The organism is Chakrabartyella piscis, assembly GCA_030067835.1.
Lineage (GTDB): Bacteria > Bacillota > Clostridia > Lachnospirales > Anaerotignaceae > Chakrabartyella > Chakrabartyella piscis.
The window spans coordinates 1,448,315-1,466,843 of the sequence record CP092441.1 but is presented as its reverse complement, the minus strand read 5'-3'; the positions used below and the strand labels follow the sequence as shown (position 1 = coordinate 1,466,843).

The following is an 18,529-nucleotide window of genomic DNA, read 5'->3' as shown; positions in this document are numbered from 1 at the left end:
CACAGTAGATTATACCAAAAGTTAATTTACCTTACAATAGAAAATTGTCATTATCTGCAAAATTAAAGAAATGTTAATTTTTTCTAAGGACTTAAAACACCAATTAAACGCATAATAATCACAGTTTCAACAAAAATTCTTTCATTATACTTTACATTTCCTTTACATGGATTTTATTTTTGGTTATAATAAAAGTTACTGTGTATCACATTAGGAGGTATTGATATGGAAGAAAACGAAGAAGTCATCCAAGAACCAATGCAAGAAACAACAAATACCAACAAGCCAACGCTTGTATTGGGTCATCTTTTGGTGTCCATTCTTTTTGTTGTCATTGCATCTTATGCCATTTCTGGAATTTTGATGAACTTCATTCCAACCGATGCCACCACCTTAATTTCCAACTACAAATCATTTGCAATGGTTGGATTTTTGAATACGCTACCCATTATCACCACTATGTTTGTTTTATACTGTATTGGTGGAAAGCGTGTTTTTGCTTGTTTGTTGACAGCACTTCTGTTTGCTGTTGCTGCTGCAATCCATGTGGTGAAAATGACATTGCGAAACGAACCCCTGTTGCCAACAGATACTTCTTTGGTCAACGAAGCCATTACCATTGTAAAAACATATCCAAAATATCTATTGGTATTGATTGGTGTTGGTTTGGTTGTGCTTCTTGTGCTTTTGGTTTTCATATATCGTGGTTGCAAAGAAAAACGATTGCCGATTTGGTTGCGTGGTATCTGTTGCCTATTGATGATTTTGGTGTTTTCTTGCAGTAAATCCTTATACAAAGACGAAGATTTATACGATTCTTTTCCCATTAATACAATCACCTCTGGTATCAACCAACAATATGATGCAAGAGGTTTGGTATATTCCTTCTTCCATCAACTGTTTGTAGAAAATACATTGATTCCTGAAACTTATGATTTGCCCACTTTTTCTAGTTTGGATGCACTGCCTCAAATTGATTCTGAACAAGAATTGCCACATATCATTATGATTATGGGTGAAGCTTTTTCTGATTTGACAGACAACCCTCACTTGGATTATTCCAATACACGTGATCCACTCCAAGAATTCAAAGCAATGCAAACAAGTGACAATGGATTTGGTGGTAAGATTGTGGTTCCTGGTTATGGTGGCGGCACTGCAAACACAGAATTTGATGTTTTGACTGGTTTTTCTACAAGCTTATTGAATCGACCATTGGCATCCTATGAATATATCGAAACACCGACAGATGCTTTACCCCGCAGATTACAAGCAATTGGTTATGATACCCTTGCAATCCATCCAGGTTATGAATGGTTTTATGACAGAAATCTTGCTTATCCTCGTTTGGGATTTGAAGCTGCTTATTTTTTGGAAGATTCCTTTGATTTGGCAACACAGGGTATTGGTGGATATGTCAATGAAACTGCCACAATGGATAAAATCATTGAAACCTTTGAGGAACATTTGGCTACAACAGATGCACCGCTCTTTTCCTTTACCGTTACCATCCAAAATCATGGCCCATATGAAAGTCGATTTGGCCCTATTGATGAGTTGTTTACATCTGATGTGAATTTGACCAGCTTTGAGTATGATTTGTTGAATCAATACTCCAAGGGTATTACAGATGCTGATTTGCAATTGGCTAGACTTCGTGACTATGTTGCTGAATTGGAGGAACCTGTTGTCATTGTATATTATGGAGATCATTTGCCATGTTTCACCAATGGTAAAGAATTCTTTGATATTTTGGACTATCCCATTGATCCAAATGGCAACTATACCGAACAATTGGCTATGTATGAAGTGCCTTTTGTGGTATGGAGCAATGACGCTGCTATGGAATTGGCAAACATCAAAGAAAATGCAGAAAATAGCAATCTTCCAGAAGATGGTATCATCAGTGCCCATTATTTGACGCCACTACTGACAGAAGTGTTGCAACTGGATGGACTTTCACCATATTTTGATTATGCTTATGACCTTTTGGGTAGCTTACCCATTGCAACAAAGAACATTTATATGGAAGCAGATGGAACTTATTCTTCCAGAATGCCAGAAGCTGCTTTGGAAGAATTGAATTTCTTCTTATCTTGGCAGCACTATAAAACCACTGATGAAGTCATTGATGCTGTAGATGATTTGGATATTATACCAGAACCGATTCCTATTGCAGAACCAGTTGTAGAAGAGGTATATATTCCTGAAGAAGCGATTGTGTTGGAACCTGAAGAGCCAATTGAAGAAATGCCTATCACTACAGATGAAGATATTATAATAGAAGAAACTCATTTGGAAGAAAATATTTTGGAAGAAAATACCACTTCTGACACAGTGGATTCTGAAGATGAGATAGATATGCCTGTTGATTCCAATTATATAGAAGAATCTCCTGAAGAAGAACTAATGTATGAGGAAGAAATCCTGTATATTGAAGAAATTACAACAGATACCACAGAAGTTTCCTCTGAATTAACCATTGCACCAGATGGCATCACAGAAAATAACGATATCCCTGATGAAATTCATATAGAATAACACTTTGCCACGATGATTCGTGGCTTTTTTTCAGAATATTTCATTTCTTTTAAAGAAACAAACATTGTCGGTTTTTGTTATATTTACTAGTTTTACACTTATGTAACCAGTTACAATTATTTTTTGTATGCAAAAAACCTTTTTAGATTGTTGTTTTTTTCGTACCAGTAGTGATTTTCACTAGTTTTTTGCGTTATTTTTTTATTTTTTTATTTTTTTATCGATTGCATTACATTTTTGCATTGTTTTTATGCAAAAAGTATTGTATAATAATTTTGTAAATATGAAAATTGTATAAGATTTCAGTTGTTTACATATGATTTTAGACATCTTCATAATTACAGATTCATTACTTGTTTCATTTTCAAATTGTACAAATTTTTTGAGGGAAAATTGGGTTTGGTAGATTTGAAGAAACAAGGGCTATTTATTATTCTATTATAATTTGTAAGGAGGGGTTTTTATGTCAACTTCAGTTGAAAATCGTGGTCAATTTGGTTCCAAGTTAGGATTCGTTTTGGCTGCAGCAGGTTCCGCAGTAGGTCTTGGTAACATTTGGAAATTCCCTGGCAAAGCGTATGCAAATGGTGGCGGTGCTTTCTTGCTCATCTACATCCTTTTGATTGCTTTGATTGGAACTACTGTAATGCTCGCAGAATTTGTAATTGGTCGTAAAACACAAAAAAATGCAATTGGTGCACTTCGTGAATTGAATGCAAAATATGCTTGGATTGGTGGGCTTGGTGTTTTGACAGGTTTCATCATTTTATGCTACTACTGTCAAGTTGGTGGTTGGACAATCAATTATATCGTTGGCTATATCACTGAATCTTCTGTTGTATATGCAGATCCTATGGCTTATTTCTTGGATATGTTGGGTGTGAATGGTTTCCCTCTCAAAGGTGCTATCATTTTCCCTCTCATTTTCTTGGCTTTGACATCTTTTGTTATCAGTCGTGGTGTTTCAGAAGGTATTGAAAAATTAAGTTCTGTTCTTATGCCTTTGTTGTTCATCCTTTTGGTTGGTTTGATGATTCGTTCTTGTACACTTCCTGGTGCAAGCGATGGTTTGGCTTATATGTTCAATGTGGATTTCTCTACAGTTAATTTCAACACTTTCTTGGTTGCTTTGGGTCAAGCATTCTTCTCTCTTTCTCTTGGTATGGGCGTTATGATTACATACTCTTCCTACTTGAGCAAAGACGAAAACTTGGTTGCAAACACTGGTATCATTTGTGTTCTTGATACATTGGTTGCTTTGTTTGCTGGTTTCATGATTATTCCTGCTGTATTCGCTACAGGTATTGAACCTGGTATGGGCGGTGGCTTTGCTTTTGCTACTTTGGCTGGTGTATTTATGGCAATTCCTGGTGGTACAATCTTTGGTACGTTGTTCTACGCTTTGCTCTTCTTTGCAGCACTTACTTCCTCCGTTTCTATTATGGAAGGTACCGTTGCATTCTTGGTAGAAGAAAAAGGTATGGAACGTAAAAAAGTTGTTTTGTCTGTATCCGTTGTTCTCTTTGTGATCGGTGTATTCTACACATTGTCTCAAGCATACATGGATATCCATGGTGTTTGGTGGAGCATTGATGGTATACAATTCCCTATCCTTGGGGACTTTATGGAATACCTTACAGACCGTTTGCTTTTGCCTTTGGGTGCTCTTGTTACCACTGTATTCGTTGGTTGGATTTGGGGAACAGACAATGCAATCAAAGAAGCTACATCTGATGGTAAATATGAATTCAAATTGGCTCCAATTTGGGTTGTAATGGTAAAATATGTTGCTCCTATCGCAATCGTTTGTATCTTGGTTGCTGGTATGATCTTTGGTATGGCTATCTCCTAATACCAAAAATATACACTGTAATAACATTATAATTTGATATGCAAAACCTCTCAAGTTTCTGGCTTGGGAGGTTTTTTTGTACATATTGCATACAAAAATCAATGAAAATACACCTTTTAAACTTTCCTTTTGTAGCGTTTTACCCTGCTTTTGCAAAAGAAGTTAAATTTTCAAAAAAAATGTATTGACAAAAATACAATTAGTGTATAAACTTACATACATAACATTTGCAAGAAAAGGAGAATTGACATGAAAACATTTGACCAAACAACAAATCGCCTATACGTCCTTCGAATTAGTAACCTCCTCATTGACCTATTGAATGAGGCTAATTTTGATAGACAAAAAGGGAATTGCTGAAACTGAACTCAAATGGTAGGATGTATGTGTTGATGTATCCATTTGAAGGCTATACGGCTAATTCGCTGTATAGCCTTTTTGTATTTTAGTATCTTACAACTACAGAACAGGAAAAAGGAGATTAAGACTATGGCAAAGATGTATTATGAAAATGATGTAAACAAACAAGCACTTCTTGGTAAAAAAGTTGTTATCGTAGGTTATGGTGCTCAAGGTCATGCACATGCACAAAACTTGAAAGATAGTGGCGCTGATGTTACAGTTGCATTGTACGAAGGCTCCAAAAGCAAAGAAAGAGCTGAAGCAGACGGTTTGCCTGTAATGCTCACTGCTGATGCTGTTAAAATTGCTGACCTTGTTATGATTTTGGTAAATGACGAAACACAAGCAGCTATGTATGCAACAGATATCAAACCTTACTTGAAATCTGGTTCTACATTGGCTTTCGCTCATGGTTTCAACATTCACTTTGGTCAAATCATTCCTCCAGCTGATGTTGACGTTATCATGATTGCTCCTAAAGGTCCTGGTCCTGTTGTTAGAACTACATACTTGGAAGATTTTGGTGTTCCTGCTTTGATTGCAATTTACCAAGATGCTACTGGTACTGCAAAAGAAACTGCTTTGGCATATGCTGATGCAATTGGTGCTACAAGAGCTGGTGTATTGGAAACTACATTCCAAGATGAAACAGAAACTGACTTGTTTGGTGAACAAGCTGTTTTATGTGGTGGTGTTGTTGCTTTGATGAAAGCTGGTTACGAAACTTTGGTAGAAGCTGGTTACCAACCAGAAAATGCTTACTTCGAATGTATCCATGAAATGAAATTGATCATCGACTTGGTTGTTGCTGATGGTTTCAGCTCCATGAGAAATGCAATCAGCGATACTGCTGAATATGGCGATTATACAGCTGGCCCTAGAGTGGTAACTCCTGAAGTAAAAGCACACATGAAAGGTATTTTGACAGATATCCAAGATGGTACTTTTGCAGAAAACTGGATTTTGGAAAACAGAACTGGCAGACCAAGATTCAACGCAATGAGAAGAATGCAAAAACAACACATTTGCGAACCTGTTGGCGCTGATTTGAGAGCTCATATGAAAAAACACTGATTTTAAATTACACATTTACCACAATCATTGGACATCCGATGGTTGTGGTTTTTTATTTATGAAATTTTCAAATACAAATATAAAATTCACTTTTCGATATATGTAATTTTTTAATACTTTCTATTCATTCATCCATTTCCATTCTTTTTTATACTTTAAATTATGCGTATAATTTATGTATTTTATGAATTTTCGTCAATTTTACAAGTTTTTGCCAATTCCCATGATATTATTTTACATTTACATACATTGACTTTCTTCTAATTAATTGATATATTGAATAAGTAATTCTAAACTATATAAAAGAGGTGACCACATGCTTAGTTTCAACGAACGTTCCAACTTGCTCGAATTGAATCAATACCAATACGAATTGCAAGATACAACCGAACCAAATCTATATCGTGACAATTTCAATTATGATGAAATACCAAAATGCACCTTTAATAGACGTTTGGTGCCTATGAATCCGCCCGCTGAAATTTGGATGACAGATACCACTTTTCGTGATGGACAACAATCTCGTGCTCCATATACTGTAGAGCAAATCACCACTCTATTTGAAATGCTCCATAGACTTGGTGGTCCAAAAGGCAAAATCAAACAATCAGAGTTCTTCCTTTATAGTGAAACAGATCGTGCTGCTGTGCGTGCCTGTCAAGAAATGGGACTGGAATTCCCTGAAATTACAGGTTGGATTCGTGCAACCAAAAGCGATTTCCTATTGGCAAAAGAAATGAACTTGAAAGAATGTGGTATCTTAACCAGTTGTTCTGATTACCACATCTTCCACAAATTGAGAAAAACAAGACGTGAAGTTTTGGATGGTTATTTGGAAATCATTCGTTCCGCTTTGGATTTGGGCATTCGACCACGTTGTCACTTTGAAGACATTACACGAGCTGATTACTATGGCTTTGTGGTTCCTTTTGCAACAGAAATCCAAAAACTCATGGAAGAATATCAAATTCCAATTAAAATTCGTTTCTGTGATACCATGGGTTATGGTGTTCCTTATCCTGGTGCTACTCTACCTCGAAGCGTTGCTGGTATCATTTATGGTATCAATCACTTTGCGAACTTCCCAAGTGAACTCATTGAATGGCATGGACACAATGACTTCTATAAAGCAGTTGTAAATGGTACCACTGCTTGGTTGTATGGTGCTGCTTCCATCAACTGCTCTTTGTTGGGTATTGGTGAAAGAACTGGCAACACACCTTTGGAAGCGATGGTCATTGAATATGCACAAATGCGTGGTACATTGGATGGTATGGATACCACTGTGATCACTGAAATTGCTGAATACTTTGAAAAAGAACTGAATCATAAAATCCCTGCAAGAATGCCTTTCGTTGGTAGAGATTTCAACGTTACCAGAGCTGGTATTCATGCCGATGGTATGGCCAAAGATGAGGAAATCTACAACATCTTCAATACGGAAAAGCTTTTGAATCGTCCTATTGGTGTGGAAATTAATAAAAATTCTGGTTCTGCTGGTATTGCTTACTGGTTGAATCACAATAGCGAATTGATTCACACAGGCGAATTGACCAAAAATTCTCCAGAAGCAACGATTCTCAAAGAATGGGTAGATGGCTTGTATGAACAAGGTCGTGTTACCTTCATCAGTGAAGAAGAATTGATGGTTGCAGTACAAAAATTAACACCTCATTTATGTAAATAAGACATTTGATTTTTGTAAAGTTTACTCGTAGGATACAACGGTATGGTCAAGACCATCCCCTACAATCATAAATATATTAACATCATATCAATATTTTGGAGGACATTATGAATTTAACAGAAAAACTCATTCAATCTCATTTGGTTTCTGGCGAAATGATTGCTGGAAAAGAAATTTCCATCAAAATCGACCAAACATTGACACAAGACTCCACTGGTACTATGGCTTATTTGCAATTTGAAGCTATGGGCATTCCTAGAGTCAAAACTGAAAAATCTGTTGCTTATATTGATCACAACACTTTGCAAACTGGTTTTGAAAACGCTGATGACCACAAATATATCCAAACAGTAGCCAAAAAACATGGTATCTACTTCTCCAAACCTGGCAATGGTATTTGTCACCAAGTACATTTGGAACGTTTTGGCAAACCTGGCAAAACACTTCTTGGTTCCGATAGTCATACACCAACTGGTGGCGGTATTGGTATGCTTGCAATTGGTGCTGGTGGTTTGGATGTTGCTGTTGCTATGGGCGGTGGCGCATATTACCTTGCTATGCCTAAAGTATGTAAAATTGAACTTGTTGGCGCTTTGCAACCTTGGGTTACTGCAAAAGACGTAATTCTTGAAGTATTGCGTATCCTTTCTGTAAAAGGTGGCGTTGGCAAAGTTATGGAATATTGTGGTGAAGGTGTCAAAACTTTGAGCGTACCACAAAGAGCAACCATAACAAACATGGGTGCTGAATTGGGTGCTACTACTTCTGTTTTCCCTAGTGATGAAGTGACAAAAGCATTCCTTATGGCACAAGATCGTGCAGAAGATTGGATTTTCTTGGAAGCAGACGCTGACGCTACATATGATGAAGAAATTACAATTGATTTGGCAACCATCACACCTTTGGTGGCTTGTCCTCATAGCCCTGATAACATCAAACGTGTTGGCGAAATCAAGGATTTGACAATTGACCAAGTTGCAATTGGTAGTTGTACCAATTCTTCTTACACAGATATGATGACTGTTGCGAAACTCCTCAAAGGCAAAACAGTTGATCCTGATGTCAGCTTGGTAATTGCTCCTGGTTCCAAACAAGTTATGAACATGCTTGCTGCAAATGGTGCTTTGGCAGATATCATTTCTGCTGGTGCTAGAATTTTGGAATGTGGTTGTGGCCCTTGTATCGGTATGGGTCAATCTCCATGTACCAATGCAGTTTCTTTGCGTACAGTCAACCGTAACTTTGAAGGTAGAAGCGGTACCAAATCTGCACAAGTATATATTGTAAGCCCTGAAACAGCAGTTGCTAGTGCTTTGTCTGGTAAATTGACAAACCCATCTGAATTGGGTGATGCTCCACAAGTTGCGATGCCAGAATCCTTTATGATCAACGATAACTTGGTGATCGATCCTGCTCCAGAAGGTGAAAAAGTTACTGTTGTCAGAGGTCCAAATATTCAACCATTCCCTAAAAACACAAAAGTGAGCAAAGATATCACTGGCGATGCACTCATCAAAGTGGAAGATAATATCACAACAGACCATATTATGCCTTCTAATGCAAAATTGTTGCCATATCGTTCCAATGTGCCTTATTTGGCTGATCATTGTTTGACACCATGTGATCCTAAGTTCCCTGCTCGTGCAAAAGCTGCTGGTGGCGGTTTCATCATTGCTGGTCAAAACTATGGTCAAGGTAGTAGCCGTGAACATGCTGCTTTGGCACCACTCCAATTGGGTATCAAAGGTGTTATTGCAAAATCCTTCGCTCGTATCCATATGGCGAACCTCATCAACAATGGTATTTTGCCTTTGGTATTTGTAAACGAATGGGATTACGATACAGTGCAAATTGGCGATACTTTCTCCATCAAATATGCAGCTGACCAAATTGCTGGTGCTGTTGAAGGTCAAAATGTGACTGTGATTTTGGATCGCACCAAACAAGAAATTCCAACTCGTCTCAATATTTCCGAACGTCAAAAAGATATTCTTCTTACTGGCGGTTTGTTGAACTATACAAAAGAATGCAATGCATAAGGAGGACAAAGAAATGGCATATCCTGTAACTTTGATTTATGGTGATGGTAGCGGTCCAGAAGTGGTTGCTGCTGCAAGAAAAGTGGTTGAAGCAACTGGTGTTGCAATTGACTGGCAAGTGGCAGAAGCTGGTGCTGCAATGATTGAAAAATATGGTGCTCCACTACCTGAAGAAACAAAAGCATCCATCAGAAAAACTGGTATTGCTTTGAAAGGGCCTATAGCAACGCCAATTGGTACTGGTTTTAGAAGTGTCAACGTGGAAATGCGTAAAACATTTGATTTGTATGCAAATATGAGACCTGTAAAAACATATGCTGGTGTTGACGGTAAGTTCTCTGGCATTGATTTGGTGGTTGTACGTGAAAATACCGAGGATTTGTATGCTGGTATTGAACGTATGGTAGATGAAGATACTGCTGAAAGTATCAAACTCTTCACCAGAAAAGGTTGCGAACGCATCACAAGATTTGCTTTTGATTTCGCAGTGCGTGAAGGTAGAAAAAAAGTGACTTGTGTGCACAAAGCCAACATCATGAAATGTACAGATGGTATGTTCCTTGATATTGCACGTGAAATTGCTAAGGACTATCCAACTATTGAATTTGACGATAGCATTGTAGATGCAATGTGCATGCGTTTGGTAATGTTCCCTGAAAAATATGATGTACTTCTCTGCCCTAATCTTTATGGCGATATTGTTTCTGATCTTTGTGCAGGTTTGGTTGGCGGTTTGGGTATGGGTCCTAGTGCCAATATTGGTGTAGATGGTGCTATTTTCGAACCAATCCATGGTTCTGCGCCTGATATTGCTGGTCAAAACAAAATCAATCCTACTGCTTGTATCTTATCTGCATCTTTGATGCTTGCACACCTCGGAGAAGCAAAAGCTTCTGCTCAAGTAGAACAAGCTGTTGCAAAGGTTCTTGCAGAAGGCAAAGTACGCACACAAGACTTAGGTGGTACTGCTACAACTGAAGAATTTGCAAATGCTGTAGTAGCTGCAATGTAATTCAAAATCAAGGTCAAAAAATTTAAACCGTGGGACTTTGCCCCACTACCCCATGAACCTTTGAAAAGGTTCAATCTAAACTTTATTCAAAACCAAAAAACAATAATGCTACATAATAAAAATTTAATTCACACAAAACCAAAAGGACAGCATACGCTGTCCTTAATTTTTCATCTTTTAATATAAAGTTTGGGTGCACTCCTTCACCGCCAAAGAAGGGGCAGACAGCAAAGTCGTCTTTGCTTGCAAAGTGATGAACAGGGTCCTACTGCCTTATCTTTTAGCGTCGCAGACTTTAATCCGCAGACGGAATTCACTTCCGTCGAGGACAAAAGCGATTTCTAGGTGCTTTGTAAAAGCACTTGCACGAGGAAATGGAATGTCAACACTTTTTTGGACAATTTTTATAAGGTCAGTACCCGATATTCGGCTGGTGTTCTATAATCCAAAGAGCCATGCAAACGTATGTTATTGAACCAATGCACATAGTCTGCAAGTTCTAACTTCAATTGCTCCAAACTGACGAAATTTCGTCCTCGAACAAATTCTGTTTTGAATACCTTGAAATTGGCTTCTGCAACTGCATTATCATAGGGGCAGCCCTTCATGCTGAGGGATCGTTTGATCTGAAACACATCTAACATTTCATCAATGAGATAGTTTTTAAACTCGCTGCCTCGATCCGTATGGAACAACTCGATTTCAGATAAATTCCCTTTGATTGTTGCAAAAGCATCATATACCAACTGAGCATTTTTGTGAAGTCCTGCACTAAATCCAACGATTTCTCGGTTGAATAAATCAATTAAGATACAAACATAGTTCCATTTATAGTTCACTCGAACATACGTCAAATCCCCAACAATTACTGCATTGGGAGGCTGGTTATCAAATTGACGAGCTAGTTCGTTTTTTACTGGCGACTCATTGCATTGTTGCTTTTGTGGTTTGAACTTGGCAACGGTATAGACCGAAATTAGCCCTAAACGTTTCATAATGCGGCAAATTCTGCGTCTAGAAACCTGTTTGCCCAACTTCTTCAGCTCTTTTTTCATTTTACGACTTCCGTAGACTTCTTTATTTTCATAAAAAATCCGTTCAATTTCTTGTTCTAATTCCGTATCATCTTTCTTGGACGAAGCCTCGTAATAGTAGGTACTCCTGCTGATTTCAAGGCATTTACACATGGCTGATATAGAGTATTTGTGTCGATTTGCTCGAATTACAATTACTTTCGTCCGAATATCAGCGCCGCTTGCTTTAGTATGTCATTTTCCATTCGTAGCTGTTGTAGCTCTTTACGAAGTTTGATGAGTTCAGCTTCTTCTGGTGTGCGATTATCAGCTTCTTTTGTAGAACCAGTAGCATTGTAACGCTGTATCCAGCGATTCAGTGCCGATGGTGTTAAATCGTATTCACGATTGATATCTGCTTTCGATTTTCCGTTGTTATATAATTGAACCATCTGCTGTTTAAATTCTTCTGTAAATTCTCTTCGTTGTCGTTTTTTAGTCATGTAATCATCTCCTTATTTTATATTAGTTTTATTTTACATGACCTTATCTTTTCTGTCTAGTTAAGTATAGCCATTCCAAAATCGTCTTTTCCACCTATGTCTACAACTCGAAATCCTGATTTCGAGTTAGCTCTTAAATTAAGTGCATTTTCTTTGCTTCGAATTCCAACTCATCACGGAATTCAGGTGCTGCCAAGGAAATAATCATCTTTGCTCTATCCCTTGCAGTTTGACCTTTGAGACGCACAATACCATTTTCTGTTACCAAGAAATCTACTTCATTTTTGGTTGTGGTTACAATAGACCCTGGTGTTAAGGTTGGTTTGATTTTGGAAATGGTACCACCTTTTGTTGTGGAAAGCATTGCAATGAACCCTTTACCACCCTTGGAAAGGTTTGCACCACGCACAAAGTCCACTTGACCGCCAGAACCACTAAATGGTGTTGTACCAATGGATTCTGAGCACACTTGACCAAACAAATCGATTTCGATACAAGAGTTTACAGAAACAAAGTTATCATGTTGTCCAATGATATATGGATTGTTTGTATAGTCCACTGGATGCAATTCAAAAGCAGGGTTGCTATCCATGAAATCGTACATCTTTTGTGTACCCCAAGCAAAAGTCGCAATGGATTTACCTTTATGAATTGGTTTCATCATATTGGTTGCTGCACCACATTGGATCAAGTCCACCATACTATCTGTGAACATTTCTGTGTGGATACCCAAGTCAGATTTTTCTTGCAACAAAATACCAACCGCATTTGGCACACCACCGATACCCAATTGCAAAGTTGCTCCATTTGGCACTTCTGCTGCAATCATACCACCAATGATACGATCTGTTTCAGACAAAGGTGCATTTGGCAACTCAGACATTGGAACAGATACTTCACAAAGTCCTGTTACTTGTGTGATATGAATGAAGTTATCCCCCATTACACGTGGCATTTGGTCATTGACTTCCAACAACACCACTGCTGCTCTTTCCATCATTGCTGGTACTTCTGCTGCTGCAATCCCACAACTGAAATATCCATGACTATCCATTGGAGATACTTGCACATAGAAGATATCCAATCTAGGCATTACTTCACGCCAATATCTTGGAATTGTGCTATAGTTATTTGGCACATAGGAATATGTTCCATCTTGAATCACTTTACGACAGGAACCGCCTGTGAACCAAGAAACATAGTCATACTTCCCTTTCAAAGCAGGATCTGTAAATGGACCACCAGATACACACAAAGTATGGTGATGCACAACATTCTCCAATTCACCATTTCTGGCTCTATCCCCTACAGCATTACAAATACTCACTGGTTGTTCTTGACCTGTTGGACAAGCACAAATATCTCCAGATTTCACATACATCGCCAATTCTGCAGCTGTTTTTTTCTTTTCCAAATACATTTCTTGATATTGATTCATACAATCTTCCTTTCGCAAGCAAAATACACGGTTTATTTATACATATTATCATATAAATTTAGGAATCGTAAAGAAAATTTCAGCATGTTTACAAAAAGATACCCACTCACAGGCAAAATCATGAGTGGGATGTATTTTTTTCAATCCTTAAAGATATCTGTAATCTTTTCTGCAAAGGCTTCTGCCAACGCAACATGTCCTTCTTTTTTCAAATGCACATAGTCTGCACCTGTATCTGCATATTTTGCAGCATCTAAGAAATAGCAATTGTGTTTTGTTGCAACTGCTTCATAAATTGGTGCCAAACGCATGGATTTTTCTCTGGCTTGGTTGTCAAATTGTGGCATAGTTCCTTTTTCCACATCTTCTCCAACATATGTAGGTGAAACCACCAAAATTTTAGGTGGTGCTGTCATGTATTTATCACCATATGGGAACCCTTGTGTCACTTCAATCAAACGCTCCATAGAACGTCCAATCATTTCTGGTATCACAGGATAGTAATTTTTCACATCGTTGGTACCCAAGAACAAAATCACCAAATCCAATGGTTTGTGGCAATGCAAGCAAAGTGGCAAACTCTTGATGCCACATCTATCTTCTTGAATCGGATCTTCCCACACTGTGGTACGTCCATTCATAGCTTCTTCAATGACATAATACTCATCACCTAGTTTTTGTTGCAAAAGACCTGTCCAACGTTCATTTCTTGCATATCTGCCACCTTCTGGTATTTCACCAAATGTGTTTGAATCTCCAAAACAAAGAATATTTTTCATTTGTATAACCCCCTTTAATTCCACTCCACTACATCTACTGATATTTTTTCATCTATTCTACAGGCTTGTTCCAAGAGAATTGCCATGTGTGTATCTTCCATAATATCCACCAAAGAATACATTGGTACACCTGTTGCAATGAAATCTTTCATTTTCCAAAGCAAAGTTGCCAAAGCGATTTCATCATCATTCATAGGATATTTTGCAAAACGATTTTCAAAAAGAACTTCTTCGCCCAAATAAATACCACGCAAAGAAATACCTTTGTTGTCATACACCCCAAGTTGGCTACGTTTCATATCCACTTCACAAGGAATACCATTTTTATTGATATAACGCACTGTCAAATCATCAATTTCACCCATTGTGCCACGAATGTTCAAGTGACGTGTACGCAAATAGGAGTTGTATTGTGGAAATGCAAAGTCATAGTAGGCTCTTTTGCCATTTGCAAAGGTGATGGTTGCTCTTTGGCGTTCGTATTCTTGGATTTCACCACCCAAAACATCGCCACCACGATCTTTCGTTTCTATTACCCTTTCCAAAACCGTTTCACCTGTGATGGTATATGGCATACCTTCTGTTTGCAACACTTTTTTGATAATGGATGCTCCATGATATCCATGAAGAGCAGAAAGATTGATGGAAGAAACTTCACCAATTTTGTTTTCAGCAAGCAATTTCAAAATACCATTGTACAAAGGTTGTTCCACGTATTGCTCCACAAATTGAATGGGATACCCCTTCACCATTTCATAAAACGCTTTCAAATCTTCCACTGTTTCAGCTGGTGGTGTTTCGCATAAAATTGGAATGTTGCGTTCCATACACGCCTTTACATAAGGTGTAAATGCACCTCTAATTACGCTGATGACCACAAAATCCAAACCAACCAAAGCATCAAAATCTGTGACTGCTTCTATTTGAAATTTTTCTTGCAACATTGCTGCTTTTTCTTCTGTACGTGTATATAGTTTTTCTACTGAAAACAAATCTGGACAGTTTTTTGCAATACGAATATAGAATTCTGAACGCCAACCAGTCCCCACTACACCATATCGAATCATAAAATCCACCTTTCTCTAGTTCCTATCTTTCTAAAATCTCCCCACAAGAAAGATATTGAATGTTTTTCATTTTACCTGACAAATATGTAAATGCTTCTTCGCCTGTACAATGACAAGTATAGAACATTATATCATATTTTGACAATTCAGATGCAATACCATCTAAAATTTCTGTTTCCACTGTTTTATGGTTACTTGGATTCACCAAATGGAAGCCTGCAATACATGTTTTTGGATTGTATTTGCCAATTTTGTCCATAATATTGACAATTCCTGAGTGACAACATCCAGCAATCAAATTGTTTTCTGTTGTTTCTGAAATCAACAAGTTTTGTTCGTGTTTGAAGGTATCCAATCCATTTTGATCATAAAGTCTATCGTTTGCTGTAGAGTGATATCGCTCTATGGAATCTGCTTGGAATAGGAATAACTCCTCATCAATTTGCAAATCACCTTCTACAAGTACAATTTGTGGATGATTCATGAATTTCACATCAATGCCAATTGGTCTCATGCTTCCATCATCTTCTTTGTAGTAGCATGGATCAAAAGCCGCTTTTTGGATATAGACCTTTGCAGTTTTGTTGATGGACAAAAAATCAGCCAAAGAACCTGTATGATCATTGTGTGCATGTGATAAAATCACCGTATCCACCTTTGATAAATCAATGTTACGTGTTTTTGCATTTTCCAAAAGAGCCCCATCTTCTGCCACATCGAATAACATCATGTGTTTTTCTGTTTCCACAAGCAAAGACAATCCATGAATTGCTCGCAGTTCACAATGGGAAATATTTTCCACAAGTGCTGTTACCTTCATACTTCCACCTCCAAAACTATGCACAAAAACACCGTAGAACGAATCCTACGGTGCTTCTCACGTTATACTTTTAGCTGATCAAATATTTTTGCACTCCATCAGGAAGCAATTCTTGTTGTCTGCTGATAATCAAAATGAAATCTGTCTCAGATTCTTCTGATGTTTTTTCCAATTCTTCGATGAAATTCATGAATTTTTCATCATCAACAGAGTTTACAATATTGTTCAAACCATCAATATATAATTTTTCAATATCGTTATTTTGTGAGAGAATACCACACAAAAATCCTCTAAACACGTCTGGGCATTCCATAATAAATTTTGGTGTATCTACGAAACGTACACTATAATGTAAGTCATACATATGGCTATTGTCATCATCTACAAAAACGATACAACCATTTGCTGTTTTGCTGGCATCATTCGCCATACCGATTAATCTCTTGGTTTTTCCTTCACCTTTTTCACCTGCAAGAATTTGAACCATTTCAATCTCCCCCTTTATCCTGGTGATTTATCTCTCAACGATTTGAAAAGTTTTCTTATTGAATTTCTTATTATTACTAATTCTACGAAAGAAGATAAATCCCTTTTAAAATTCCATCTTTTTTTGATAATTTCTTCTTTTTGCTTATTTGCACAAATCCAATTGTTCTGACCAGAAGCAAATTAAGTACATACTGCCAAAGCCCCCAATTGTGGATATTGCACAATTTCTTTTTATACTGTAAATACAAGGGCTGCTGCTCCATAAATACCTGCTTCGTTGCGTAATTTTGCCAACGCAAACTTCTTACCTCTACTATGTGGAAATACTTGTGGTTTGTATTCTGCAATAACCATATCCAAAAGCACTTCACCAGCAGCAGATACACCACCACCAATGACCACCAAATCTGGATCCACAACATAACAAGCATTTGCAATGGTAATGCCAAGCAAGCGACTGACATGTTTGCCAATCATCAAAGACAATGGATCTCCAGCTGTAACACCATCCCACAAATCCTTTGCAGTCAAGTTTTCTTTGTCTCGCAATACAGAAGGCATGTCCTCTTCTGCCAAGAAACGTTTTGCAACACGCACCATTCCAGTGGCAGAAGCATATTGCTCCAAACAACCATATTTCCCACAACTACAAGGAGCTGTTTCATAGGGGTCTACAGTACAATGACCAATTTCACCTGCAACACCTGTAGAACCTACATGAATGGTTCCATCGAAGACAACGCCACCACCAATACCAGTTCCAAGTGTCAAAAGCATCATGCTCTTTTCACCTACTCCAGCACCATAAATGGCTTCACCCAATGCAGCAACACGTGCATCATTTGCGATATACACAGGAGATATATCAAAAATGCGTTCTCCTTCTTTGCCAAGATAAACATCACCCCAACCAATGTTGACGGTGCCACGCAACAAACCGCCTTCTGTTACAGGACCTGGTGCTGCCATACCAATACCTTCCACATCTTCTTTGGATACATGATGTCTTTCTAAGCAAGCATAGATTGCCACTTTGATATCTTCCAACACCACAGTTGGATCATTTCCTTTTTGTGTGGCAATTTCCCACTTTTCCAACAAACCTTCTTCTTTTTGGAAGAAACCCATTTTCACAGTGGTACCACCAATATCAATTCCAAATGCGTAACCCATCTTTTCACTCCTCGTAACCATATGCAACTTTGTAGATGTTCCTTTTGTAGCGTTCATATGTGATTTCGTCAATTTTATCTGGATATGTCATATATCGCAAAGGAAACATTTCGTCTCCTTCTCGCATGGGTGGCTGTAGATAAGGATAGTCGTTATAGAAAAATCCCAAACGTTCATAAAATGCAATACGACGTTGTTCCAGCTCACCTTCTGGCAATTCCACTTCCAAAACAACAGGCTTTCCAATTTGTGCAATCAACTCCATAAATCGTTTGCCACCAATGCCACCATTTCTGGCTTCTTTCTTGATTGCAAGATGATCTATATACAAGAAATCATCCAACTCCCAATAGGCAGCAACCCCTTGCACCACACCATTTTCTCCTTTGATGGCACAAAGTGTATACTCTGGCTTGTCCAACAAACTGCGTTGATTTTCTTTGGTACGCAACTCCTCTACAGGAAAAGAATCTTCCAAAATAGGGTATACCAGTTCAAATTGTTCTTTGTTTAATTTTTGAAACACTAGCTCACCTCATTTCCTATTTACCATACTATATTATGGCAAAAAATGCAAGGGTATTGTATGGAAGTGTGTTTTTATTTGAGTGCAGTTTTGTGGTTTCGTATTTCGGGATAG

14 protein-coding genes are annotated in these 18,529 nt (G+C 37.9%); 6 read left to right on the top strand and 8 right to left on the bottom strand.

What is annotated here, in order from left to right:
* Positions 1 to 225 precede the first annotated feature (225 nt).
* From MJY40_RS06505 to MJY40_RS06480, 6 genes are all read left to right on the top strand, one after another.
* A complete protein-coding gene (locus MJY40_RS06505) occupies positions 226 to 2,541 on the top strand; it encodes an LTA synthase family protein (RefSeq protein WP_317856182.1) in 2,316 nt (771 codons plus the stop codon).
* A gap of 463 nt (positions 2,542 to 3,004) precedes the next feature.
* On the top strand, positions 3,005 to 4,393 hold the full coding sequence (locus MJY40_RS06500; RefSeq protein ID WP_317856181.1) for a sodium-dependent transporter: 1,389 nt from the start codon (positions 3,005 to 3,007) through the stop codon (positions 4,391 to 4,393).
* 489 nt (positions 4,394 to 4,882) lie between these two features.
* Complete coding sequence (ilvC, locus tag MJY40_RS06495; RefSeq protein ID WP_317856180.1) at positions 4,883 to 5,869, top strand: ketol-acid reductoisomerase; 987 nt, start codon at positions 4,883 to 4,885, stop codon at positions 5,867 to 5,869.
* Positions 5,870 to 6,185: 316 nt separating this feature from the next.
* Complete coding sequence (locus MJY40_RS06490) at positions 6,186 to 7,556, top strand: beta/alpha barrel domain-containing protein (RefSeq protein WP_317856179.1); 1,371 nt, start codon at positions 6,186 to 6,188, stop codon at positions 7,554 to 7,556.
* Between the two features lie 107 nt (positions 7,557 to 7,663).
* Entirely contained in the window at positions 7,664 to 9,595 is a 1,932-nt protein-coding gene (locus MJY40_RS06485; protein WP_317856178.1) for an aconitate hydratase, read from the top strand.
* 13 nt (positions 9,596 to 9,608) lie between these two features.
* Positions 9,609 to 10,607 (top strand): isocitrate/isopropylmalate dehydrogenase family protein, encoded by a 999-nt coding sequence (locus tag MJY40_RS06480; protein WP_317856177.1) that lies wholly within the window; start codon positions 9,609 to 9,611, stop codon positions 10,605 to 10,607.
* Positions 10,608 to 11,011: 404 nt separating this feature from the next.
* Here MJY40_RS06480 and MJY40_RS06475 read toward each other — a convergent pair.
* The 8 genes from MJY40_RS06475 to MJY40_RS06440 all read right to left on the bottom strand — a co-directional run bounded on the left by MJY40_RS06475 (position 11,012) and on the right by MJY40_RS06440 (position 18,415).
* Positions 11,012 to 12,123 (bottom strand): IS3 family transposase gene (locus MJY40_RS06475; RefSeq protein WP_317853734.1). Its coding sequence is split into 2 segments (ribosomal slippage): positions 11,012 to 11,871 and positions 11,871 to 12,123, totalling 1,113 coding nucleotides; the frame shifts between segments, so codons are not numbered across the junction.
* Between the two features lie 133 nt (positions 12,124 to 12,256).
* Complete coding sequence (locus tag MJY40_RS06470; RefSeq protein WP_317856176.1) at positions 12,257 to 13,561, bottom strand: acetyl-CoA hydrolase/transferase family protein; 1,305 nt, start codon at positions 13,559 to 13,561, stop codon at positions 12,257 to 12,259.
* A 140-nt stretch (positions 13,562 to 13,701) separates the two neighbouring features.
* The gene (locus tag MJY40_RS06465) at positions 13,702 to 14,340 is read right to left on the bottom strand and encodes an SGNH/GDSL hydrolase family protein (RefSeq protein WP_317856175.1); all 639 of its coding nucleotides are present in this window, start codon (positions 14,338 to 14,340) and stop codon (positions 13,702 to 13,704) included.
* A gap of 14 nt (positions 14,341 to 14,354) precedes the next feature.
* On the bottom strand, positions 14,355 to 15,407 hold the full coding sequence (locus MJY40_RS06460; protein ID WP_317856174.1) for a Gfo/Idh/MocA family protein: 1,053 nt from the start codon (positions 15,405 to 15,407) through the stop codon (positions 14,355 to 14,357).
* 22 nt (positions 15,408 to 15,429) lie between these two features.
* A complete protein-coding gene (locus MJY40_RS06455) occupies positions 15,430 to 16,227 on the bottom strand; it encodes an MBL fold metallo-hydrolase (protein ID WP_317856173.1) in 798 nt (265 codons plus the stop codon).
* Positions 16,228 to 16,297: 70 nt separating this feature from the next.
* Entirely contained in the window at positions 16,298 to 16,714 is a 417-nt protein-coding gene (locus MJY40_RS06450; RefSeq protein ID WP_317856172.1) for a twitching motility protein PilT, read from the bottom strand.
* A gap of 233 nt (positions 16,715 to 16,947) precedes the next feature.
* Positions 16,948 to 17,889: an ROK family glucokinase gene (locus MJY40_RS06445; RefSeq protein WP_317856171.1), complete on the bottom strand. Its 942-nt coding sequence runs from the start codon at positions 17,887 to 17,889 to the stop codon at positions 16,948 to 16,950.
* Between the two features lie 4 nt (positions 17,890 to 17,893).
* A complete protein-coding gene (locus MJY40_RS06440) occupies positions 17,894 to 18,415 on the bottom strand; it encodes a GNAT family N-acetyltransferase (protein WP_317856170.1) in 522 nt (173 codons plus the stop codon).
* Positions 18,416 to 18,529: the final 114 nt, after the last annotated feature.